Source organism: Tomitella gaofuii, assembly GCF_014126825.1.
Classification (GTDB): domain Bacteria; phylum Actinomycetota; class Actinomycetes; order Mycobacteriales; family Mycobacteriaceae; genus Tomitella; species Tomitella gaofuii.
This window is the reverse complement of record NZ_CP059900.1, coordinates 2,530,178-2,552,818: the sequence shown is the minus strand read 5'-3', so window position 1 is coordinate 2,552,818 and position 22,641 is coordinate 2,530,178. Positions and strand designations below refer to the sequence as shown.

General features: G+C 72.3%; 22 protein-coding genes and 1 pseudogene. 11 read left to right on the top strand and 12 right to left on the bottom strand.

Annotated features, from left to right (window positions below):
* Positions 1-46: 46 nt before the first annotated feature.
* From H4F70_RS11875 to H4F70_RS11865, 3 genes are all read right to left on the bottom strand, one after another.
* On the bottom strand, positions 47-1,033 hold the full coding sequence (locus H4F70_RS11875; protein WP_182357349.1) for a sigma-70 family RNA polymerase sigma factor: 987 nt from the start codon (positions 1,031-1,033) through the stop codon (positions 47-49).
* A 205-nt stretch (positions 1,034-1,238) separates the two neighbouring features.
* Entirely contained in the window at positions 1,239-2,804 is a 1,566-nt protein-coding gene (locus H4F70_RS11870) for a DUF7782 domain-containing protein (protein ID WP_443735762.1), read from the bottom strand.
* Between the two features lie 57 nt (positions 2,805-2,861).
* A complete protein-coding gene (locus H4F70_RS11865; protein WP_182357347.1) occupies positions 2,862-3,275 on the bottom strand; it encodes a DUF3099 domain-containing protein in 414 nt (137 codons plus the stop codon).
* Positions 3,276-3,357: 82 nt separating this feature from the next.
* Here H4F70_RS11865 and H4F70_RS11860 point away from each other — a divergent pair, with 82 nt between their 5' ends.
* Complete coding sequence (locus H4F70_RS11860; RefSeq protein ID WP_372497534.1) at positions 3,358-3,609, top strand: DUF3039 domain-containing protein; 252 nt, start codon at positions 3,358-3,360, stop codon at positions 3,607-3,609.
* Here the strand turns inward: H4F70_RS11860 and H4F70_RS11855 are convergent.
* Positions 3,582-4,772 carry a YihY/virulence factor BrkB family protein gene (locus H4F70_RS11855; protein WP_182357345.1) on the bottom strand — a complete coding sequence of 397 codons (1,191 nt, stop codon included), beginning with the start codon at positions 4,770-4,772 and terminating at the stop codon, positions 3,582-3,584. The two genes, H4F70_RS11860 and H4F70_RS11855, sit on opposite strands and share 28 nt — an antisense overlap.
* A gap of 238 nt (positions 4,773-5,010) precedes the next feature.
* Here H4F70_RS11855 and H4F70_RS11850 point away from each other — a divergent pair, with 238 nt between their 5' ends.
* A complete protein-coding gene (locus tag H4F70_RS11850) occupies positions 5,011-6,783 on the top strand; it encodes a DEAD/DEAH box helicase (protein WP_235681547.1) in 1,773 nt (590 codons plus the stop codon).
* A 130-nt stretch (positions 6,784-6,913) separates the two neighbouring features.
* On the opposite strand, the gene H4F70_RS11845 is transcribed toward H4F70_RS11850, so the two are convergent.
* Positions 6,914-7,105 carry a DUF7455 domain-containing protein gene (locus tag H4F70_RS11845; protein WP_182347628.1) on the bottom strand — a complete coding sequence of 64 codons (192 nt, stop codon included), beginning with the start codon at positions 7,103-7,105 and terminating at the stop codon, positions 6,914-6,916.
* A gap of 465 nt (positions 7,106-7,570) precedes the next feature.
* On the opposite strand from H4F70_RS11845, the gene H4F70_RS11840 reads away from it, so the two are divergent.
* Both H4F70_RS11840 and H4F70_RS11835 read left to right on the top strand, forming a co-directional pair.
* Positions 7,571-8,053, top strand: coding sequence for a cation:proton antiporter regulatory subunit (locus H4F70_RS11840; protein ID WP_182347629.1), 483 nt, complete (start codon positions 7,571-7,573; stop codon positions 8,051-8,053).
* A gap of 7 nt (positions 8,054-8,060) precedes the next feature.
* Positions 8,061-9,383 (top strand): cation:proton antiporter, encoded by a 1,323-nt coding sequence (locus H4F70_RS11835; RefSeq protein WP_182357344.1) that lies wholly within the window; start codon positions 8,061-8,063, stop codon positions 9,381-9,383.
* A gap of 116 nt (positions 9,384-9,499) precedes the next feature.
* On the opposite strand, the gene H4F70_RS11830 is transcribed toward H4F70_RS11835, so the two are convergent.
* Both H4F70_RS11830 and ppgK read right to left on the bottom strand, forming a co-directional pair.
* The gene (locus H4F70_RS11830; RefSeq protein WP_182357343.1) at positions 9,500-10,792 is read right to left on the bottom strand and encodes an RNA polymerase sigma factor; all 1,293 of its coding nucleotides are present in this window, start codon (positions 10,790-10,792) and stop codon (positions 9,500-9,502) included.
* 268 nt (positions 10,793-11,060) lie between these two features.
* On the bottom strand, positions 11,061-11,879 hold the full coding sequence (gene ppgK / locus H4F70_RS11825) for a polyphosphate--glucose phosphotransferase (protein WP_372497535.1): 819 nt from the start codon (positions 11,877-11,879) through the stop codon (positions 11,061-11,063).
* Positions 11,880-12,075: 196 nt separating this feature from the next.
* Here ppgK and H4F70_RS11820 point away from each other — a divergent pair, with 196 nt between their 5' ends.
* Entirely contained in the window at positions 12,076-13,023 is a 948-nt protein-coding gene (locus H4F70_RS11820; protein ID WP_372497536.1) for an inositol monophosphatase family protein, read from the top strand.
* Between the two features lie 50 nt (positions 13,024-13,073).
* Here the strand turns inward: H4F70_RS11820 and cei are convergent, their stop codons facing one another.
* On the bottom strand, positions 13,074-13,727 hold the full coding sequence (cei, locus tag H4F70_RS11815; protein WP_182357341.1) for an envelope integrity protein Cei: 654 nt from the start codon (positions 13,725-13,727) through the stop codon (positions 13,074-13,076).
* Between the two features lie 556 nt (positions 13,728-14,283).
* On the opposite strand from cei, the gene H4F70_RS11810 reads away from it, so the two are divergent.
* Positions 14,284-14,589, top strand: a complete 306-nt coding sequence (locus H4F70_RS11810; protein WP_182347633.1) for a DUF4193 domain-containing protein — start codon at positions 14,284-14,286, stop codon at positions 14,587-14,589.
* Positions 14,590-14,691: 102 nt separating this feature from the next.
* Here H4F70_RS11810 and H4F70_RS11805 read toward each other — a convergent pair whose 3' ends face one another.
* Positions 14,692-15,243 (bottom strand): DUF3093 domain-containing protein, encoded by a 552-nt coding sequence (locus H4F70_RS11805; RefSeq protein WP_182357340.1) that lies wholly within the window; start codon positions 15,241-15,243, stop codon positions 14,692-14,694.
* 111 nt (positions 15,244-15,354) lie between these two features.
* On the opposite strand from H4F70_RS11805, the gene dut reads away from it, so the two are divergent.
* Positions 15,355-15,849 carry a dUTP diphosphatase gene (gene dut / locus H4F70_RS11800; RefSeq protein ID WP_268968397.1) on the top strand — a complete coding sequence of 165 codons (495 nt, stop codon included), beginning with the start codon at positions 15,355-15,357 and terminating at the stop codon, positions 15,847-15,849.
* Positions 15,846-16,835 carry a DUF3710 domain-containing protein gene (locus H4F70_RS11795; RefSeq protein ID WP_235681071.1) on the top strand — a complete coding sequence of 330 codons (990 nt, stop codon included), beginning with the start codon at positions 15,846-15,848 and terminating at the stop codon, positions 16,833-16,835. The genes dut and H4F70_RS11795 overlap by 4 nt, the downstream gene beginning before the upstream one ends.
* Before the next feature lie 64 nt (positions 16,836-16,899).
* Here H4F70_RS11795 and H4F70_RS11790 read toward each other — a convergent pair whose 3' ends face one another.
* Entirely contained in the window at positions 16,900-17,622 is a 723-nt protein-coding gene (locus tag H4F70_RS11790) for an alpha/beta fold hydrolase (protein ID WP_182357339.1), read from the bottom strand.
* Between the two features lie 102 nt (positions 17,623-17,724).
* Here H4F70_RS11790 and H4F70_RS11785 point away from each other — a divergent pair, with 102 nt between their 5' ends.
* Both H4F70_RS11785 and H4F70_RS11780 read left to right on the top strand, forming a co-directional pair.
* Entirely contained in the window at positions 17,725-18,102 is a 378-nt protein-coding gene (locus tag H4F70_RS11785) for an OB-fold nucleic acid binding domain-containing protein (protein ID WP_182347636.1), read from the top strand.
* A 94-nt stretch (positions 18,103-18,196) separates the two neighbouring features.
* Positions 18,197-18,844: pseudogene (locus tag H4F70_RS11780) on the top strand (DUF3159 domain-containing protein); the annotation flags it as partial.
* A gap of 119 nt (positions 18,845-18,963) precedes the next feature.
* Here the strand turns inward: H4F70_RS11780 and H4F70_RS11775 are convergent.
* On the bottom strand, positions 18,964-19,653 hold the full coding sequence (locus H4F70_RS11775) for a potassium channel family protein (protein WP_182357338.1): 690 nt from the start codon (positions 19,651-19,653) through the stop codon (positions 18,964-18,966).
* Positions 19,654-19,713: 60 nt separating this feature from the next.
* Complete coding sequence (locus H4F70_RS11770; protein WP_182347638.1) at positions 19,714-20,379, bottom strand: potassium channel family protein; 666 nt, start codon at positions 20,377-20,379, stop codon at positions 19,714-19,716.
* 208 nt (positions 20,380-20,587) lie between these two features.
* Between H4F70_RS11770 and H4F70_RS11765 the strand changes: the two genes are divergently transcribed.
* Positions 20,588-22,636: an APC family permease gene (locus H4F70_RS11765; protein WP_182357337.1), complete on the top strand. Its 2,049-nt coding sequence runs from the start codon at positions 20,588-20,590 to the stop codon at positions 22,634-22,636.
* Positions 22,637-22,641 lie beyond the last annotated feature (5 nt).

Genomic DNA, 22,641 nt, shown 5'->3' with positions numbered 1-22,641 from the left:
GATGCTGGGGGAGGCCCGGGGCGCCGCGGCACCGGGCCCGCGGGCGTCAGACGGCGTAGGCGCGCAGGCGCTCCGCACGGTCGCCCTGGCGCAGCTTGCCCATCACCTCGCGCTCGATCTGCCGGACCCGCTCGCGGGAGAGGCCGAAGGACTTGCCGATCTGGTCCAGCGTGCGCGGCTGCCCGTCGTCGAGGCCGAAGCGCAGCCGGATCACCTGCTGCTCGCGGTCGTCGAGGGTGGCGAGCACCGAGCGCACGTCCGAGTGCAGGAGGTTGGCGATCACGGAGGTCTCCGCGTCGGTGGCGTCGGAATCCTCGATGAAGTCGCCCAGCGGGGCCTCCTCGTCGGTGCCGACGGGCATGTCCAGGCTCACCGGGTCGCGGCTGTGGTCCAGCAGGTCGGAGATCTTCTCCTTGGGGATGCCGGACTCCTCCGCCAACTCGTCGTCGGTGGCCTCACGGCCCAGCTGCTGGTGCAGCTCACGCTTGATGCGGGCGAGCTTGTTGACCTGTTCGACCAGGTGGACCGGCAGGCGGATGGTGCGGCCCTGGTCGGCCATGCCGCGGGTGATGGCCTGCCGGATCCACCAGGTGGCATAGGTGGAGAACTTGAAGCCCTTGGCGTAGTCGAACTTCTCCATCGCGCGGATCAGACCCAGGTTGCCCTCCTGGATCAGGTCCAGCAGCGGCATTCCCCGGCCCGTGTAGCGCTTGGCGAGCGACACCACCAGCCGCAGGTTGGCCTCCAGCAGGTGCTGGCGGGCCGCCTGGCCCTCGCGCACGATCGTGGCGAGGTCGCGCTTCTTGGCCGCACCGAGCCGCGGGCGGGTCTCCAAGAGGTGCCGCGCGTACAGGCCCGCCTCGATGCGCTTGGCCAGCTCCACCTCTTCGGCCGCGGTGAGCAGCGGAGTCTTGCCGATCCCGTTGAGATAGACGCGGACCAGGTCGGCCGACGGGCTCTGGGCATCCAGATCCGCGCGGCTCATCGCGCGGGGGCGGTGGGTCTTGGAAACGCCGGTGTCGGGGCTACTCATGGGGTGCCTCCTGCCTCGTTGATGTCTCACACCGTTCAACGCGCGGCGGGGGCGGTTTAGTTCCCGGCGTTCCGCAGCCCCATGCCTTGTGACCTGCATGTTTGCGGCGCACTGTCTGAGAAGTTGCTGAGAGTTCGATGTGGACGGACGCGCGCGCTCTCAGGGTGGCTCCGCCGCGCCCGCGCCGCCGGGCGGCGGGGCGTGCTCACGGGTTCCCCGCGGCCGGCCGCAGCAAACCATGCCGCACGAGCGCGGTGACGAGCGCGGTGGCCTCACCGATGAGCGCGTCGGCATCGGCTCCCCGGGCGGCGGCGAGCAGCCCGGCCACCTGCGCCGTGGTCAGCTCGCCGCGGCCCAGGCCGGTGAGCAGCTGGAGCGACGCCTCGTCCACCTCGTGCTGCCAGCGCGGGCCGCCGCCCCGGTGCAGTCGCGTCACCGCTTCACGCCACGTGGCCTCGTCCGCGGTCGGTGCGTCCCGCCCTGGAGCGGCGCCGGGGGAGCCGGTGGGCGACGAGGCGGCGGCGGTGGGGAGCAGCACGCGTTCGAGTGCGGTCGCCGCGTCGAACCGGAAGCGGGAGGAGGCCACGTCGGCGCGGCGCAGCCACGCCGCGCGGGCCAGGTGGTCGAGCGCCTCGTCGCCCAGCGGGTCGTCGAACCCGTGCCGCAGGTCCTCGGCCGTCACCGACGTCGGCTCGTCGGTGCGCTGCAGATAGACGAAGCCGAAGCCGACGCCCTCGACGCCGGCGGCCTCGAAGTGCGCCAGCCAGTCGTCCGCGAGCGCCGCGTGTGCGGGGTCGCGCGGGTCGAGCCCCGCATCGCGCATCCACGTGCCCACATACAGCGCCGGGTCGGCGACGTCGCGCTGGACGACCCACGCCTCGAGCCCGTCGTCGGGCAGCCACCCGGCCACACGTGAGCGCCAATCTTCGCCGCGCAGGTGCACCCAGGACGCGAGCATCGTGGCGACCCCGTGCGGCGCCAGGTGCGCGAGCGCGCCGGAGATCATCGTCTCGCTCGCGCCGTCGAGGGGCAGGCCGGAGTCGCGGTAGGTGTGATCGACGGTGCCGCGGCCGACGACGAACGGCGGGTTGGCCACGATGCGGTCGAACCTGCGCCCCGCCGCGGGCCCGTACCAGGGGCCGCGGAGCAGCTCGACGTCGACGTCGTTGAGGACGCAGCCGGCCGCCGCGAACTCCAGTGCGCGCGCGCTCACGTCGGTGGCGGCGACGCGGCGCGCGTAGCCGGCGGCGTGCACGGCCTGCACGCCGCACCCGGTGCCCACGTCCAGCACCGCGTCCGCGGGTGCCGTGGGGGTGGCGCGCAGCAGCGACAGCGACGCGTGGCCGACCCCCAGGACGTGGTCGGGCGCGGTGGCGCGCGCCCGCATGCTGCCGTCGAGGTCGGAGATCATCCACCGGGTCCCGGCCCCCAGGTCCATCGGGCGCACGTCGAGCGCCGCCCGGACGCTGTCGCCGTCGGCCTCCAGCAGGCCCGCCGCGACGGCCTCGTCGATGTCGACGGGGGCCAGGGCGGCGGCGGCCTCGCCGCGCGGGCAGTCGTCGCCGACGAGCAGCAGGCGGATGAGCGTGCTGGCGTGCCCGGCGCCGGCGGCCGCCCGCCGTACCGGTACCGGTTCGCCCCGGCCGAGTGCGTCATGCCCGTCGTCGCCGAGTATCGCCAGAAGGGTGTCGGCGTCGTAGCCCTGCGCCAGGAACGCTTCCCGCAGCCGCGGTGCGAGCGTGACGAGGGGAGAGGCGCCGGGCGTGTGCATGCTCATGCACGGATTGTTTCAGGAGGCCCGGCGCAACGTACGGCGCGGGCCGCGCGGTCACCCCTCGATGGTGCGGTGGGTGCGCGCGTCCAACTGCCGCTCGTGCGACGGGCGTGCGTAGCGGCGCAGCTTGTCCTTGCGCCGGGGCGGGGCGTCGTTGGCGATGAGCACGGCGATCCACGGCAGGGGGATGGAGATGGCGACGATGATCAGCGCGGCCCACACGTTGTTCCAGGTGCTGTAGACGATCACCGCGACCACCAGCGCGGGGATGCGGAAGCCCATGAGGATCGCGTACTTGCGTATGCGGACGCGCTGCTGCGCCTCGAACGATTCCTGGGCCTCGGTGATCCTCGGCGGCCTGCGTGATGCGGATGCCGAGGACAGGTCCGACCCGGTGCCGTCGAAGCCCGATTCGCCGCGGTACTGCTCGCCGGGCCCCGCATCCTCGTAGCCGCCGTCGTATGCCATGCCTCCATGCTCCCACTGCGCGGCGGCGGGCGCACTGGCCGGGGCTGGTACTCGGGGCGCGGTTTCCGGCATCATGGAGTGCGTGAGTACTCAAACCGCCGGGCAGACCGGCCTGCTGGAGCCCGAGGTCGTCGAGGACGAACGCACCGACGACGACAGACCCAAGTTCTTCCACTATGTGCGCAAGGACAAGATCGCGGAGAGCGCCGTGATGGGCACCCAGGTGGTGGCGCTCTGCGGCGAGGTCTTCTCCGTGACGAAGTCGCCCAAACCGAACTCGCCGGTGTGCCCCGAGTGCAAGAAGGTCTACGAGACCCTGCCGTCGGGAAGCTGACGCACCTCGCCCCCCTGCGCCGTGCCGGCGCGGGGGCCGCCGGGGGACGGGCGGTCCGGCACCGGCGGGCGGGCGAGTTCTTCGGGGCGCGCTGCGGGATGCCGCTGGACAGTGGTGCGCCGGGGCGCGGAGGCGATGCGGCGCAGCGGTGAGGTCGCCGCCGCGCCGGAGAGCCCGTCCAGCGTGTCGGACTGCGTGCTGAGCCAGTCGCGGAGCTGGTCGATCCGGGTGCGGCGCGCGGGCCAGAACTCCTGGATCACGGCGTTGAATTGCGCCCCGAGCACCACCGCGAACCCCAGGAAGAACGTGAACAGCAGGAACGCGATCGGCGTCGCGAGCGCGCCGTAGCTGTAGCCGGTCTGGGTGACGAGGGTCAGGTAGAAGCGCAGCCCGGCGCTGGCGAGAACGAAGAACACGCCGGCGAGGACCGCGCCCCCGAGCAGCCGGTGCCACGGCAGCGACCGGGGCAGGGCCAGCTTGTTGAGGGTGGTCAGCCCCGCCACCAGCAGCACCCCCACGGCGGGGAAGTAGGCGATGTCGATCAGCCGCGAGCCGAACCCGTACCAGGAGTCCGGCATGATCTGCGCGATGTAGGTGGGGCCCAGCGCCACCAGCGGGAGCGTGATCACGCTGAGCAGCAGGAAGAACAGGTAGAGGAACAGCGCCACCACACGCTGCCAGACGGGGTGGCGCTCCTCCTTCTGGCCGTGCGCCTCCACGATGGCGTCGACGAAGCAGGAGATGGCGGACGAGCCGGCCCACAGCGACAGCACGAAGCCCACGGACACGATCGCGCCGCGGCCGCGGGCGAGGATGTCCACGATGGTCGGCTGGATGATCTGGTCGACCACGTTGTCGGTGAACACCGTGTGCGCTGCGGTGACGATCTTCGATTCGATGAGGTCGACCGTGTCGGGGCCGAACAGCCCGCCGATGTAGCCGAGCGAACCGAGCAGCCCCAGCAGCAGCGGGGGCAGCGACAACGTCTGCCAGAACGCGGCCTGTGCGGACCGGCCGAAGATCCCTTCCGTGAACGATTTGACGGACACGCGTGCGATCACCCGCCACACCGTGGCCAGGGCGCCGAGGACCCCGCGGCACACCCTGCGCGCCCATCCTGCCGCGTGCGCGGGGGCGCCGTCGGCCTGTCCGTGTTCGTCCATGTCACCCTCCAGCATCCCCGACCCCGGTCTGGACCTGCCATGAAGGTCGGCGGCGTGTCGTCCGCAGGGGGCGCGGCCGGGGCGTCACCGGGCTGCTGCCGGACCGCGACAGGTGCCGCAAACCACGCTCGGCCGCACGCGCGCGGCGGCCCGCAGGGCGGTAGGCTCCATCATCGGCGGGGGAGCCGATGCGGAAGAGGTGTGGCAGCAGTTGGTCGTCGGTACAGGGGTCTCCGAGGTGCAGGATGCGGAAACGGCGGAGGCGGCCAACGCGGATGCCCGGGTGGAAAAGGGTGCGCTGCGCGCCTGGCAGCGCCGGGCGCTCACCAGGTATCTGACGACCAGTCCGCGTGATTTCCTCGCGGTGGCCACGCCGGGCGCGGGCAAGACCACCTTCGGCCTGCGCGTGGCGGCCGAGCTGCTGGCGGACCGCACCGTGGACCAGATCACGGTGGTCGCGCCCACCGAACACCTCAAGTACCAGTGGGCGGAGTCCGCACGCCGCGCCGGTATCGCGCTGGATCCGGACTTCTCCAACTCGGTGGGGCAGACGTCCGGGGACTACCACGGCGTGGTCGTCACCTACGCGCAGGTGGCCTCGCACCCGTTCCGGCACCGCGTCCGCACCGAGAACCGGCGCACACTGGTCATCCTGGACGAGATCCACCACGGCGGCGACGCGAAGAGCTGGGGCGAGGGTATCCGCGAGGCGTTCGACGACGCCGCCCGCCGCCTGGCGCTCACCGGCACGCCGTTCCGCAGCGACGACAGCGCCATCCCGTTCGTCACTTACGAGCCGGACGGCGACGGCCTGATGCGCTCGAAGGCCGACCACTCCTACGGGTACTCCGACGCGTTGGCGGACGGCGTCGTGCGGCCGGTGGTATTCCTCGCCTACTCGGGCGAGGCGCGCTGGCGCACCAGCGCCGGCGAGGAGTACTCGGCGCGGCTGGGGGAGCCGCTCAATGCGGAGCAGACGGCGCGGGCGTGGAAGACGGCGCTGGACCCTGCGGGCGACTGGATCCCGGCCGTGCTCACCGCCGCCAACACCCGGTTGGGGCAGCTGCGCGCCGGCGGGATGCCCGACGCCGGTGGCCTCGTCATCGCCACCGACCAGGCCACCGCCCGGGCTTACGCGAAGGTGCTCGGCGCCCTCTGCGGTGAGACGCCCACGGTGGTGCTCTCCGACGACCCGACGGCCTCGCAGCGGATCGAGGAGTTCGCAGCGGGCGACAGCCGGTGGATGGTGGCGGTGCGCATGGTCTCCGAGGGGGTCGACGTGCCGCGCCTGGCCGTCGGGGTCTACGCCACCAGCGCGTCCACGCCGCTGTACTTCGCCCAGGCGATCGGGCGTTTCGTGCGCTCGCGCAGGCCGGGGGAGACGGCCAGCGTGTTCCTGCCGTCGGTGCCTGTGCTCCTCGACCTCGCCAGCCAGCTCGAAACCCAGCGCGACCACGTCCTGGGCAAGCCGCACCGCGAGGAGGGGCTGGACGACCAGCTCCTGGCGGACGCGAACAAGCAGAAGGACGAGCCGGGCGAGGAGGAGAAGGCCTACACGTCCATCGGCGCCGACGCGGAGCTCGACCAGGTCATTTACGACGGGTCGTCGTTCGGCACCGCGACGTTCGCCGGATCCGACGAGGAGGCCGATTACCTGGGGCTGCCCGGGCTCCTCAACGCCGACCAGATGCGCGACCTGCTGCGGCGGCGGCAGAGCGAACAGCTCGACGAGCGGTCATCCTCCGCGGGCGCGGCGGCGCCCGGGGCGGACGCTGCCCGGTCCGGGCCGGACGTGCCGGCTCCCGCGGGGGACGGCGGCACCGACACCCGGCGCCGGCTCACGGAACTGCGGCGCGAACTCAATGCGCTCGTGGGACTCAATCATCACCGCACCGGCCGCCCGCACGGCGTCATCCATGGCGAGCTGCGGCGGGTCTGCGGCGGCCCGCCCACCGCACTGGCCTCGGCAGAGCAGCTGCAGGCGCGGATCGCGCACCTGCGCAACCACTGACCGCCGGCCGCGCCCGGCCGTCGGTCCCGCGTGCTGAACGCCCGGGGATGCAGAACGCCCGGGCGGGGCCGAAGGATCGGTCCCGCCCGGGCGGAAGCGTGGTCGGCCGGCAGTGGTGCCGCCGCGTGGCTCAGGCGTCGACGGGCTGTGCGTCGATGGTGGCCTCGATCTCGCGGAGGCGGGTCTCGTGCTCGTTTCCGTGGTGGCGGCAGAACAGGAGTTCGCCGCCGGAGGGAAGCGTCACGCGGACCTTGGCGGCCGCACCACAGCGATCGCAGCGGTCGGCGGCGGTCAGCGGGGTGCTGATCAGTGTGCCTGTCATGACTCCTCCGTCCTCGACACCCGATGGGTGCGTCTCAGCGGGTTCCCGACCCCGATGGATTTCGGGTCCGGGACCATCCGGTTGCGTGAACGCGAACTCGGCTGTGACGTTCTGTCCGTTCACTGTGCCAGACGCGTGGGAGGTCCGCGTTGTTCCCGCACGCACCGGCGTGTGACCGAGGGCATGCCCGCACGCGTCCCGCCTGGGCCGAACCTGCTGTTCAGGTGCGCGGCCCCGCGGATTGCGCCGATAGCGAAATCCGCCCGCGGGCGTGGTGGCCGGCAGGGCACGCGCACTGCCGGGAGGGGGTGCACCTTCGCTCGGTCAACGGCAGGATCGGTGCGGACGGAGAAGGATCGAGGTGGATGCCGCAGGCCGCACCGGTGCGGCGCAATCCGGCGGCCCGCCGGACGGGCGGTACCCCGGCGTCGAGGACGGCCGCTTGTGCTGCGTTAGGGTGAGCCGATGAACGTTGAAGTCACGCCCCTGCCGGGGATCGGCGTCCGCAAGGACTTCGAGGTCTCAGCACGGCGGCGGATCGGCGTCGTCACGCATCGTGAGGGCGGGCTGGACCTGATCCTGTCGCGTTCGGACGATCCCGACGCCTGCATGGCCTCGATCCCGCTGACGGCCGAGGAGGCCTCGACGCTGAGCAACCTGCTCGGCGCGCCCCAACTGGTCGAGCAGCTGCGCGATGAGCACCGCGACCTGCCGGGGCTCACCACCCGCCAGATCTCCGTGCCGGAGGATTCGCCGTTCGACGGCCGCGAGATGGGCGACACCCAGATCCGCACCCGGACGGGCGCGTCGATCGTCGCGGTCATGCGCGCCGGCGAGATATACCCCTCGCCGCGGCCGGACTTCACGATCATCGGCGCGGATCTTCTCATCGTCGTCGGAACCGCAGAGGGCATCGAGGCCGCGGCCAAGATCCTGCACCGAGGCTAGGCCGCCTGTGGACGCCGCAACGCTCGGGCTCCTCGAGCTCGGTGGCGTCTTCTTCGTGCTCGGCGTGGTGGGGCGCCTCGCCGGCCGCTTCGGACTTTCGCCCATTCCGCTGTACCTGTTGGGCGGGCTCGCCTTCGGCAACGGCGGGCTGATCTCGCTCGGCGACATCGGCGACTTCAGCGACCTGGCCGCAGACATCGGCGTGGTACTGCTGTTGCTGCTGCTGGGACTCGAGTACTCGGCGGCCGAGCTCATGACCGGGCTGCGCCGCTCATGGTTCGGCGGCGTGCTCGACGTGGTTCTCAACGCGGCCCCGGGGGCGGGGCTGGCGCTGCTGCTCGGGTGGGGGCCCGTCGGCGCCCTCGTGATGGGCGGCGTCACATACAGCTCGTCCACCGGGATCATCGCCAAGGTGCTGTTGGACCTGGGCCGCTACGGCAACAGGGAGACGCCGGTGGTGCTGTCCATCCTCGTCTTCGAGGACCTCGCGATGGCGGTGTACTTGCCGATCCTCACGGCGGTGATCGGCGGCGTCAGCGTGCTCGGCGGGTTCGAGGCGGTGGGCATCGCGCTGCTGGCCGTGAGCGTGGTCATGGTGATCGCCCTGCGCTACGGCCGGTTCGTCTCCGCGCTCGTCGCCAGCCCGGACAAGGAGACGTTCCTGCTCAAGATGCTCGGCGCGGCGCTGCTGGTGGCCGGGCTGGCGCAGGCTCTGCAGGTCTCCGCGGCCGTCGGCGCGTTCCTGCTGGGTATCGCCGTGTCGGGGGTGACCGCCCGGAACGCCGCCAAACTGCTCGAACCGCTGCGGGACCTGTTCGCGGCGATCTTCTTCGTCGTCTTCGGGCTCAACACGGACATCGCGACGATCCCCCCGGTGCTCGGTTGGGCGCTGGCGCTGGCGCTCGTGACCACCGTGACCAAGATCATCACCGGTGTCGTGGCCGCGCGGCACGCCAACGTCGCCCGGATGGGTCAGCTCCGTGCCGGCACCACGCTCGTGGCGCGCGGCGAGTTCTCCATCGTCATCGCGGGGCTGGCCGTGGCGGCAGGGGCCGTCAACGGCGAGCTGGCCGCCATGGCGAGCGCCTACGTGCTGTTGATGGCGGTCCTGGGGCCGGTGCTGGCCAAGGTGGCAGAGCCCGCCGCGCGGGGGCTGCAGGACAGGGCCGCGCGGCGGCGGAACAGGCGCAGGCGCGCACGGGCCGAGGACCTGTCGGAGCCGGCGGGAGAGGCCGAGCCGCTTTCCGGTGGCACCGGCACGGCCGGAGCGGCCGGCGACGGCGGCCGCCGCGCCGGAGCCGACGGGGCTCCCGAACCCGCGGGCGAGTGACCGACGGTGCGCGGGCGGCGGTGCGCGGGCGGCGGTGCGACGACTCCGGCCGCCGCCCCGTGCAGGGGACGGCGGCCGGAACCGCGGCGGGCCCGCTCATCGGGCCTGCCAGGGTCTCAATCGAGGTAGTCGCGCAGGACCTGCGAGCGCGAGGGGTGCCGGAGCTTCGACATCGTCTTCGACTCGATCTGCCGGATCCGCTCGCGGGTGACGCCGTAGACCTGGCCGATCTCGTCGAGGGTCCGCGGCTGCCCATCGGTGAGGCCGAAGCGCAGCCGGACCACGCCGGCCTCCCGCTCGGACAGCGTCTCGAGCACCGAGCGCAACTGGTCCTGCAGAAGCGTGAACGACACGGCGTCCACGGCCACGATGGCCTCGGAGTCCTCGATGAAGTCGCCCAGCTGGCTGTCGCCCTCGTCGCCGATGGTCTGGTCGAGCGAGATCGGCTCGCGGGCGTACTGCTGGATCTCGAGGACCTTCTCCGGGGTGATGTCCATTTCCTTCGCCAGCTCTTCAGGCGTGGGCTCACGGCCCAGGTCCTGGAGGAGCTCGCGCTGGATGCGGCCGAGCTTGTTGATGACCTCCACCATGTGCACCGGGATGCGGATGGTGCGGGCCTGGTCGGCCATGGCCCGGGTGATCGCCTGGCGGATCCACCACGTGGCGTAGGTGGAGAACTTGTAGCCCTTGGTGTAGTCGAACTTCTCGACCGCGCGGATCAGGCCCAGGTTGCCCTCCTGGATCAGGTCCAGGAAGGCCATGCCGCGGCCCGTGTACCGCTTGGCCAGGGAGACGACCAGGCGCAGGTTCGCCTCGAGCAGGTGGTTCTTGGCGCGGTTGCCGTCGCGTGAGATCCACATCAGGTCGCGGCGCACGGCGACGGTGGGGCGCTCTCCGCGTTCCTTGTACTCGCCGAGCTTGTGCGTGGAGAACAGTCCGGCCTCGATGCGCTTGGCCAGCTCCACCTCCTGCTCGGCGTTGAGCAGCGCCACCTTGCCGATCTGCTTGAGGTAGGCGCGGACCGAGTCGGCGGAGGCGGTGAGCTCGGCGTCCTTGCGTGCCTGGCGGAGCGCCTCCGATTCGTCCTCGTCCCAGACGAAGTCGCCGGAGGCCTTGTCCTTTTCGGAAGGCTCCTCGGGCTCGTCGTCCACGGGGATCTCGGCCGGATCGATGTCCTCGACCTCGTGTGCGTCGCCCTCAGCGCCGGTCTTCTTGGCGGACGCCTTCTTGGCGGCGGCCTTTTTCGCCGGGGCCTTCTTCGCGGCCTTCTTGGCAGGCGCCTTCTTGGCGGCGGTCTTCTTCGCCGCCGTCTTCTTGGCGGCCTTCTTGACTGGTGCGGCGTCGGCGTCGGACGGTGCCGAGGACTCCGTAGAGCCGTCGGGTGTGGGACGGGTATCGGTGGCTACCACGTACGCCCTTTCATGACGATGTCGTGCAAAATCACACCGGCGGTGCCCGGCGGAGAGTCTGAGCGGATCTTCCGGAACGAGCCGGACTGTGTGCCATTGTAACGATCGACGGGGGCCGGTGGTCGTGGACGTGACCCGCGCACCGGCGCAGCGGCACGTCGGGCCTGCGGATCCGGCGTTGCACCTGCGGTTGCGCCGGCCGGGCCCGCAATCCCGCGCAGTGGCGGCGGACAGCCTCGGGCGGGGGCCACGGACCGGGGGACCGGGGCTACGGACGGAGAACCGCCTGCGGCGCCGCGGCCATCAGCGCGGCGCCGACGATGCCCGCCCGGTTGTGCAGGGTTGCGACGCGCACCGGGGTTGCGTTGGTGAGGCGGGGCACCCATTTGTCCGAGTCCTGACTGATGCCGCCGCCGACGATGAACACGTCGGGGTAGACCAGGCGCTCGATCGTGACGAGCACCCGCGACACCTCTGCGCTCCAGTGCTTCCAGCTCAGGTTCTTGCGGGTGCGCACGGACGAGGCGGCGCGATGCTCCGCCTCCTTGCCATCCACCTCCAGGTGGCCGAACTCCGTGTTGGGGACGAGTACGCCGCGGTTGAGCAGGGCCGACCCGATCCCGGTGCCGAAGGTGAGCAGCATGACGGCGCCGTCGACGTCGCTGGCTGCGCCGTAGCGGTCCTCGGCGATGCCCGCCGCGTCGGCGTCGTTGAGGACGGTGCAGTCGAGGCCGAGCGCGTCGCTGAAGTGCGCGGTGGCCGGAACGCCGATCCACGACGGGTCGATGTTGGCGGCGGTGCGCACGATGCCCCCGCGCACCACCGACGGGAGCGTGATCCCCACCGGGCCCGCCCACTGGGCACGGTCGACGATGGTGCGCACCGTGTCCGCCACCGCGTCGGGCGTGGCGGGCGACGGCGTCGGGATCTTGATGCGCGCGTCGACGAAGTCTCCGGTGCGCAAGTCCACCATGGCGCCCTTGATGCCGCTGCCGCCGATGTCGACTCCGAAGGCGACCTCGTGGGAGGCCGGCGCCGTGGCCCCCGGCCTGTCCCCGCTCCGATCCGCACCGAGTTCCGGCGTCACGCCCACGGCAATCCCTTCCCGTCGCAGAGTCCGCGGTACGTGCCGACGCCCCGCCGGCCGGGTGCGCACGCCCGGCACAGGCCTGCGCACCGGCGGGGGGCGGACGCACCGCACCGAGTCGCGGACATCACATTACCCGCCGCGGGCATACGGCACCGGCGTCGACGCGGCGGGTGCCGTGTGCTGCGATGGAGGGGTGACTGGCTTCGAGGATCGACCCGAGAACAGGTACGGACCGGGCTCCGGGGCGGCCCCGGCCGTCTCGGCGGCGGAGGTGCGTGCGCTGCTCACGGTGGCCGTGGACGTGGCGCAGGCCGCCGCCGCGCATGTACGGACGCGCAGGCCGCAGGTGTTCGGTGGCCCGGGCGGGGGGCATCCGGGCCGGGGTGCGGCCGGCGACGGCGGAGCCGTGCGCGCCAAGAGCACGCCGACCGACCCGGTCACAGTCGTCGATACCGAGTCGGAGGACCTGGTGCGGTCCATGCTCGCACGGCTGCGCCCCGGCGACGCGGTGCTGGGGGAGGAGGCCGGCGGCGCTGCGGCACTGCCGGGCACGGTGCGGTGGGTCGTCGACCCGATCGACGGGACGGTGAACTTCCTGTACGGCATTCCGGCCTACGCGGTCTCGCTGGCCGCGCAGATCGACGGCCGGTCGGTGGCCGGGGCGGTCGTCGACGTGGCGGGCCGGCGGCTCTACACCGCCACGGCGGGCGGGGGCGCGCACGTGACGGACGACGACGGGACGGTGACACCGCTGCGGGTCACCGCCGTGTCCGACCCGGCGGTGGCGCTGGTGGCGACCGGCTTCGGATACGAGAGGTCGCGGCGTGTGCGGCAGGGGCGCGTGCTCGCGGAGCTGCTGCCGCAGGTGCGGGACATCCGGCGGATCGGTGCCGGGGCGTTGGATCTGTGCATGGTCGCGGCAGGACAGGTCGACGCCCACTTCGAGCACGGGTTGAGCCCGTGGGACTGGGCGGCCGGTGCGCTGATCGCCGGCGAGGCGGGCGCGGTCGTGCACGTGCCGGGCCCCGATTCGACCAGCGGCGAGGGGGCGGTCACGCTGGCCGCGGCGCCGGGGGTCGCGGCGGCGCTGCGACGCATCCTGGAGCAGGCGGGCGGGCTCGACCCGATTCCGGCGGACTGACCCGGGCCGGCGCGGAGTCCCGCTGTGCGGGAGGTGAGCAGCGCGGGAGATCAGCAGCGCACGTCGTGTGCACCGGCGATCAGCGCCGGGTCCACCGCGGGGGCGGAGCCGCCCGGAGCGACGCGCAGCGCCTTGAGTACTGCCTCGGCGTCGGAATTGGTGGACAGATCGTGGAAGAGCGTGCCCAGGGCCAGATCGACGGTGGCGTCGGTGCGGTCGTCGCGGATCAGCTCGGCGCACGGGACGACCAGCCACAGCGCGCTGGCCGTCGCCGCCCCGTTTTCTCCGTAGCGGATCTGGCCCTGGCACTGCAGCGTCTGGTTGAGGTAGACGGGATCGTTGGCGACGGCGTTGTCCGCGGCGGGGTGGAAGCCGATGTCGCTCAGCCCCGCGGCCACGTGCGCGGCCTGGCCGCTCTGCCCGTTGGCGTTGAACACGCGGATGCGGGTGTCGGCGAGCGGCGCGGGGTCGACGTCGCGCAGGGAACCGTCCGCCTTGTGGCCGAGCGGGGCCCCGCCGGGGTCCGGCGGATTGCAGGCGGCGGCCGCGGCATCCTTGCCGTTCGTGTTGAACGCCACAGTCCAGACGATCGCGACGAGGATCACGAGGACGACGGCGACGATGAGGGCGGGCAGCCGGTTGCGGTGCCGGAACGGGCGGCCGCGCCAGTCGGTCGAGTGACCGTTGGTGATCAGTGCAACCACGGGCTGTGGGCCTTTCCTCGCGCCCTCGGGGGCGGCTTCCTGTTGTCGTTCACCGTATGCGCATCGTCGTTCTCCGCAGGGGGCGGAGACGGGCGGCGCTCGCGCTGCAGGCGGGCCCGCCTGCAGCGACCGGTGTCACCCACCCTATGCGCGAGGGCGGGCCCGGGGCAGCGCGACACACGCTGAACCCGGGGTGATCGGGACCGACCCCGTTCGCACGGGCGGCACGCCGGCGCCGGCGGATCGGGTCGGGGGCGCCCTGTGCGGCGGGGTTTCCGGCGCGCGTGGCCGGACGGGGTGGGGGCGGTGCAGTGTGGCGCGGGAGCGTTCGCTATCGTCTTGCCGCCCGGACCGGCCGATCCGGGTGCTGCACGCCCGCGTCGAGCAGGTGGAGAATGTGATGAACATCACTTTCGACTCAGGACATATGCGGGCACAAAACGTGGTAGCAGCACGTTATGCAGCCAAGGCGTTCGAACCCGGCGTGACAAGGCGCTCGCGTTCGACACGAGCATCAGGCACGGCGACACCGTGCGGCGAGGCAGGGGAAGGAACAATGGCTACCGACTACGACGCCCCGAGGCGCGGCGACTCGGAAGAAGTGGGAAAGAACTCCTTGGAGGAGCTCAAGTCCCGTCGCGGCGACGCGCAGGCCGCGTCCGCGGACGTGGACGACGGGGAGACGACCGAGTCCTACGAGCTGCCCGGTGCGGACCTGTCCGGTGAGGAGCTGTCCGTACGCGTGGTGCCGCGGCAGCAGGACGAGTTCACCTGCAGCAGCTGCTACCTGGTGCACCACCGGTCGCGGCTCGCGGAGGTGACCCCGGACGGCCAGCTGCTCTGCCGCGACTGCGCAGGCTGAGGCCCGCGGCGCGGAAACGCACGGCCGCCCCGGCGCGACTCGGAAACCCGAGATGCGCCGGGGCGGCCGCTTTCGTGCGGGGGCGGCCCCTGGATGCGGGCCTTATTCGGCCGGTGACGTGCGTGCGGTCCGGTCGCCCTCGATCGACGCCTGGGGCGCGCCCAGTGCGTCGAGGAGGCGGTGGGGCCGCCGCGAGCTCACCAGCCAGTATGGGGTGGGGTCGTCGGGGTCGTCGAGGACGATCAGCGCCAGTGGCCCCACCCAGGGCCGCTGGAAGACGAACGCGGCCGGATCCAGTTGGCGTCCCATGGCGGCCCGCTTGGCCGACCGCGGCACCGCCACCGCACGGGACACCGCGCTGAGCGGCAGATGGGCGCGGCCGGTGATGTGGAACTCGCGCCCGGCGGGGTCCTCGGTGACGGTGAGCCGCGACCGGCTGAGCCAGGCGCCCGCGGCGAGGGAGATGGGCTGCATCGCGACCATCAGCACCCAGGTGGGCACCGAGGGGAACGCGAGATGGAGCTCGTAGCCGAGCAGTGCGGCGACGGCCGCGCCGATGAGCCACCACCAGAGCGGGATCCACAGCCGTTCGCTGTAGACGACGTCGGGGGCCGGCCGGCTGCCGGTATCGGTGGACTGTGAAGCGTTGGACACGCCACCAGGATAGTCTGGCCGGCTGTGTCGACTGATTCTGCTGTCCCCGCCGGCCGTGACGACCCCGCCGGCGCCCCGCGATCCGGTGATTCCGGCGCGCCGCCGGGACGCGTGCGGCTGCGGCGCCTGGACGCCGGGCTGCCGATGCCGCGCCGCGCGCACCCGGGCGACGCCGGGGTGGACCTGTGCTCCGCGACGGACGTCCGCATCGCGCCGGGGGAGCGGGCGCTGGTGGGGACCGGCATCGCGGTGGCGCTGCCCGTGGGGACGGTGGGACTGGTGCACCCGCGCTCCGGGTTGGCCGCGCGCACCGGGTTGTCGATCGTCAACACCCCGGGCACCATCGATGCGGGTTACCGTGGTGAGATCAAGGTCTGCCTGATCAATCACGACAGGCGGACGGCCATAGACATCACGCGCGGAGACCGGATCGCGCAACTCGTCGTGCAGCGGGTGGAGTTGGTCGACTTCGTGGAGGTCGACGAGCTGGACGCGACATCGCGGGGCGATGGCGGTTACGGATCGAGCGGAGGGCACTCGGCGCTCGGGGACGGACGTTCCGGCAGCGGCGACGGCCCAGGCGAGTCGACGGAACAGGGAGTGTGACGGTGTTCGGGCGCAAGAAGCGGAACGAGGCCCAGGCGACGGAAGACGGGCAGCCCGGGCAGATCCCCGCGAAGCAGCAGGAGGCCGGCACGGCGCCGGACGCCCCGCCGGCCCAGGACGCGCCGGAAGCCCGGGCCGCCGCGGACGCCGCGGACCAGGGGGCTTCCGAGGACGGCGCCCCCGGTGCGACGCAGGACGAACCGGCCGAGGCCCAGGACCGCAGCGACGGCCCGTTCGATGAGACCGAGGTGGAGGGCCTCGACGAGCTGGCGGCGGAGACCCGGGTGCTGGACTTGGGCTCGGTGCTCATCCCGGTGCCCGAGGGCGGCCAGGTGCAGGTGGAGATGGCGCCCAACGGCAGCGTCAACGGCGTGTTCGTCACGGTGGGCGGCGGCCGGGTGACGATGGCGGCGTTCGCGGCGCCGAAGTCGCCGGGCCAGTGGCGGTCGGTGATCACCGAGCTGGCGGAATCGGTGCGGGGCGACGGCGCGACGGCCTCGGTGCGCACGGGCCCGTGGGGGCGCGAGCTGCACGCGGCCTCGGCGAACGGCGACGTGCGCTTCATCGGCGTCGACGGGCCGCGGTGGATGCTGCGCGGTGTCGCCATCGGCCCCACCGGCTCCGTCGGCGACGACGCGGAGCTGACCGGGGTGGCGCGCGAGATGATCAGCGGCGCCGTCGTGCGCCGCGGCACCGAGCCCATGCCGGTGCGCTCGCCGCTGACGGTGACGCTGCCCCAGGAGCTGGCGCAGCAGCTCGCCCAGGCCCAGCAGCAGCGCGCGGCGCAGACCCAGGCGGAGCAGCAGCGCGCGGCCATGGAGCAGCTGCAGCAGCGTCAGCAGCAGATGAGTGACGCGCTGCGCGAGGCGTCCCACGGCGGGCAGGGGGGTGCGGAGGCCGGCGGCGACGGTGCCGCGCCGCAGGCGCCCCGGCAGAACCCCAACGGCTCGGCGATGCAGCAGTTCCGGCGCGGCAACGGCGCCTGATCGGGCTACGGGGCGGTACGGCCGGACGGGGCATGCCGCGGGCGAGCCTCTCGTGCAGCGGTGATTACCGCGTGCGCGCGGCGCGGCGCAGCGCCTCCGCCCCGGCCGTCGACAGCACGGACGGGTCGGCGCCCAGCTCGTCGAGCGTGATGGTCGACACCGCGCCGCGGTGCGCGGCGCGGGCCCATGCGCGGGCCACCTCGACGGGGTGCAGCGGATCGTCGATGACCCCCACTACGCCGAGCGGCGCATCGAGGCCCGCGATCTGCGCTGGCGTCGGTGCCACGTAGGCGGACGCCGCGCGCATCGCACCGGCGAGGTCCGCCCCGAGGGCGCGCCACGAGCGGGCGAGTTCGTCGCCCAACCAGCGGGGCGAGGTGGCCCGCATCTGCGCGATCGTCGGCTCCACCCCGTCGGCGGCCACGCGCTGCGCGGTGATGGCGGCGCTCGCCGCACCGACGTTGCCGTCCGGCCGCCCGCACCAGGAGGGCATCGCGCCGATGATCCCGGCCACACGCCCCGGCGAGCGCAGCGCCCACTGCACCGCCGCCATCGCGCCGATGGACACGCCGCCGATCAGGATGCGCCCGCCGTCTCCGGCGGCACGGGCCGCCTCGTCGAGTGCGCGGTGGTAACCGTCGATCAGCGCGGGGCGCGGCGTGACGGCGATGATGCGGCCGGCGCCGAGGGCCGTGGCGGCGGGGGCGAGAGCGCGGCGGGCGAAGTCGTCGTCGGAGCCCGTACCAGGCAGGAGGACGGCGATCGGGGCGTCGTAGGTCACAGGCACGTGACGATCTTCCAGCCCGGATGAACCTGCCCCGCAGGCGGGTCTAGGGTGGCGGTGCAAGGCGGGCGAACCGCGTGAGAGAAGCGTCATCAGGAGCGCGTCATGGCCACCGCGGCTAAGGGCTATTTCCGTCGGCTGTCACAGCGGCTGACGGAGGACATCGACGACCTCGACACCAAGGAGATGGTCGCGGCCACCGAGGCCGCGGGGGTCCGCCCGTGCACGGACTTCGTCCGCGGCGAGGAGATCACGATGGTCGGCCGGCTGCGCACGGTCTCCGCGGGTACGCGCGGGTGCGCGGCGGGCATGGAGGCCGAGCTGTGGGATGGCCACGACACCGTGACGCTCGTGTGGCTCGGCCGCCGCCGCATTCCCGGGATCGAACCCGGCCGCACCGTGTCGGTGCGCGGGCGGCTCGGCGATCGCGACGGCGCGAAGGTGCTCTACAACCCCCTGTACGAGCTGCAGGGAGAGCCGTGAGGCGCGGCCGGGCGGCCAGCCGCGGCGCGCGCATGTGTGGCACCCTCGAACGGTGACGCAGGAGCAGGAACGCAAAGAGACCCTTCTCGAGCAGATGGGTGGGATCGGCGGGCTCGTCTACTCGACGCTGCCGATCCTTGTTTTCGTGCCCGTCAACGCCGTCTGGAGCCTGCAGCCGGCCCTGTTCGCGGCGCTGGGAGTCGCGGCGGCCATCCTCGTGTGGCGGCTCGTCCGCGGTGAGAAGATCCAGCCCGCCGTCTCCGGGTTCATCGGCGTCGGCATTTGCGCGTACATCGCGCACCGCACCGGCACCGCCAAGGGCTATTTCCTCTTCGGCATCTACACCTCCCTCGTCTACGGGGGCGTGTTCCTGGTGTCGGTTCTGGTGCGATGGCCGCTGGTGGGGGTCATCTGGAACGGGCTCAACGGCGTGTCGTCGCGCTGGCGCAGCGTGCGGCGGGCCCGCACCCTCTACGACGTCGCGACGATCGGCTGGGCCGTCGTGTTCGCCGCCCGCTACCTGGTGCAGTCGCAGCTCTACGAGTCGGACCAGACGGGGTGGCTCGCCTTCGCGCGCATCGCCATGGGGTGGCCATTGGCGGCTCTCGCGCTGCTCGTCACGTTCTACGCGATCCGGCGCGCGGACTCCGCGGTGTTCGAGGTCCTCGGTGCCCCGGAGGAGGAGTCGCCCGACGACGGGATCGCCGTCGACGATGTTGCAAGCGATGACGTTGCAGGCGGTGAGGTTGGCGGTGAGGTCAGCGGTGATGGGCCGTCGGCGGCGGACACTGTCGAAGACGCCGTCGACGACGATGCGGCCGGCGGCGGGAGGCCCGCGGCAGGGGGCACGCCGGGGTCCGGCTACCGTGCCGGCGAACCGTACCCCTCCGGCGAGCCAAGTCCCAGGGCCTGACGCAGTGCGTCCTCGACGCCGTCGGTGGTGACGAAGAGCAGTTCGTCACTGCCTTCGAGCGGGTCGTCCGGCTCCGGCACGATGACGCGGCCGCCACGCAGGATCGTCACCAGCGCGGCGTCCCGGGGCAGGGGGATCCTGCGCACCGGCTTGCCGGCGAGGGGCGTGTCGTCCGGCAGGGTCACCTCGACGAGGTTGGCGCTGCCCTGGCGCAGGGTCATCAGCCGCACCAGGTCGCCCACCGTCACCGCCTCCTCGACGAGCGAGGCGAGCATCTGGGGCGTCGAGACCGCCACGTCGACGCCCCACGATTCGTCGAAGAGCCACTCGTTGCGGGGGTCGTTGACGCGGGCGACGACCCGCTGCACGGCGAACTCGATCTTGGCGAGCAGGCTGGTGACCAGGTTGGCCTTGTCGTCGCCGGTGGCGGCGATCATGACGTCGATGTTCTGCAGCTCGGCCTCCTCGAGGCGGCCGAGCTCGCAGGCGTCGGCGTGCACCCAACGCGCACCCGGGATGGCCTCGGGGGTGACAGCGGACGCCTTGCGCTCGATGAGCATCACGCTGTGGCCGCTGATCAGGAGCTCGCCCGCGATGGCGCGGCCCACCGCGCCCGCTCCGGCAATGGCAATTCTCATCGGGACACCCTCGTCACTCGTTCCGGTCTGTCGTGCGTCGGTGGATCCGGCGGCTGCGCGTCACAGCTCGGCGGGCGGCGGTGCCTCGGCCAGCGCCACGGCCTCGGCGACGCGCCCCGCCACGGCGGCGATGTACACCTGGTCGTCGGCCTGCAGGACTGTGCGGGCGTCGGGCAGCACCCCCTCGCCGTAGCGGATGAGGAAGGCGACCCGGGCGCCGAGCGCGTCCTCGAGCGCGGAGGTCCTGCGGCCCATCCAGTCCTCATGCGGGCTGACGGCCACCACGGCGACGTTGCCGGACGGGTCGCGCCAGCTGTCGGACGGCGAATCCTGCGTGATCGCCTGCAGGAAGCGGTCGGTGGTCCACGGGACGGTGGCGATGGTCGGGATCCCGAGGCGCTCGAAGACGCGCGCGCGTTTGGCGTCGTAGATGCGCGCGACGACACGGTCGACGCCGAACATCTCGCGTGCCACGCGGGCGCCGATGATGTTGGAATTGTCACCGGAGCTGACGGCCGCGAAGGCGTCGGCCTTCTCGATGCCGGCGCGGATGAGCACGGAACGGTCGAAGCCCATCCCCACGATCCGCTCCGAGGGGAAGTCGGTGGCGAGCCGGTCGAAGGCCTGCGGATCGCGGTCGATGATGGCGACGTCGTGGCCGACCCGGTACAGCGAGGCCGCCAGCGAGGCTCCGACGCGGCCGCAGCCCATGACGACGACGTGCACTGGCGGACTCCCTTCCTGCGATGCGGGGGGCCGGCGCGGATGCGCACCGGTCCTGCGGCGGGCGAGCGCGGGCGCACGCCGCCGCGGCGTGTTCCACGAACGCTACAACCCGGGCCGCCACCGGGGTGCAGGGTGCCCGGAACCGGTCGCGAGACGGTGCGGCGGGTTAGCGGCGCGCCGCGCGTGGGGAGGGCATACGCTGGCCCGAGTGTCCAAGATTTCCACAGCCGCCAAACGGCTGATCCTGGGGCGGCCGTACCGCAGCGACACGCTGGGGGCCACGCTGCTGCCCAAGCGTATTGCGCTGCCGGTGTTCGCCTCGGACGCGGTCTCCTCGGTCGCCTATGCGCCGGAGGAGATCTTCCTGGTCCTGTCCATGGCCGGGATCTCCGCCTACGCGTACACCTCGTGGATCGGCATCGCGGTGGCCGTCGTGATGGTCGTGGTGGTCGCGAGCTACCGGCAGAACGTGCACGCCTACCCGTCCGGCGGCGGGGACTTCGAGGTGGCCACCAAGAACCTCGGGCCCTCCGCGGGGCTGACGGTGGCGAGTGCGCTGCTGGTGGACTACGTGCTCACGGTGGCTGTGTCGATCGCGGCGGCCGTGTCGAACATCGGCGCGGCGGTCCCCGTGATAGGCGACCACAAGGTGATCTTCGCGGTGCTGGCGATCGTGCTGCTCACGGCGGGAAACCTGCGCGGCGTGCGGGAGGCGGGCAAGGCCTTCGCCGTCCCCACGTACATCTTCATCGTCTCGGTCCTGATCATGCTGGTGTGGGGACTGGTGGACACGTTCATCCTCGGCGCCGACGTGCAGGCGGAGTCCGCGGACTTCGGCATGCGTTCCGACAACAGCCACCTCTACGGGATCGCGCTGGTGTTCCTCATCGCGCGGGCGTTCTCCTCCGGCTGCGCCGCGCTCACCGGCGTGGAGGCGATCAGCAACGGCGTCCCCGCGTTCCGCAGGCCCAAATCGAAGAACGCTGCGACGACGCTGCTCATGCTCGGCGGGATCGCGATCACCATGCTCATCGGGATGATCGTGCTGGCGCAGAAGACCGGCGTGAAGATCGCGGAGAACCCGGAGGAGCAGCTCGTCGGCGCGCCCGACGGCTACCAGCAGAAGACGATGATGGCGCAGCTGGCACAGGCGGTGTTCTCCGGATTCCCCGTCGGCTTCTACGTGGTGGCCATCGCGACCGCCCTGGTCCTCATGCTCGCGGCCAACACGGCGTTCAACGGCTTCCCCGTGCTGGCCTCGGTGCTCTCGCAGCACAATTACCTGCCGCGTCAGTTGCACACCCGCGGCGACAGGCTCGCGTTCTCCAACGGCATCCTCTTCCTGGCGGCCGCGGCCATCGGCTTCGTCGTCGCGTTCGGCGGCCAGGTCACCGCGTTGATCCAGCTGTACATCGTCGGCGTGTTCATCTCGTTCACGCTGAGCCAGGCGGGGATGGTGCTGCACTGGAATCGTCTGCTGGCGGACGCACAGTCGCGGCGGGAGCGGGCGCGGATGCGCCGGTCGCGCCTGGTGAACTGCATCGGGTTGGTCCTCACCGGCACCGTGCTGGTCATCGTCCTGGTCACCAAGTTCGCGGCCGGCGCGTGGATCGCGCTGGTCCTGATGATCCTGCTGTTCCTCATGATGCGGGGCATCCAGCGGCATTACGCGGCGGTGGCCGAAGAGCTGTCCGGTTCGGATTGGGACGCGGTGCTGCCCAGCCGCACCCGCTCGGTGGTGCTGGTGTCCAAGCTGCACAAGCCGACCCTCCGCGCGCTGGCCTACGCGCGCGTCACCCGGCCGGACACCCTGGAGGCCGTCACCGTCAACGTGGACGACGCGGACACCCGCGAGCTCGTCCGGCAGTGGGAGAACAGCGATATCCGGGTGCCGCTGAAGGTGATCGAATCCCCGTACCGCGAGATCACCCGGCCGGTCCTCGACTACGTCAAACGGCTGCGCCGGGACGCGCCGCGCGACGTCGTCATGGTGTTCATCCCGGAGTACGTGGTGGGACGCTGGTGGGAGCAGGTGCTGCACAATCAGAGCGCGCTGCGGCTCAAGAGCCGGCTGCTGTTCCAGCGTGGCGTGATCGTGGCCAGCGTGCCCTGGCAACTCGAGTCGTCCGCCCGGGTGCGGTCGCGTCTGCGCGGCACCGCGGCGCCCGGGGCGGTGCGGCGCGGCTTCACCGACGGACCGGCGGCGGACGATGCGCCCCGGCAGGCCGGCGGCGCGTCGCGGCGCGGAAGGGACTGATCGAT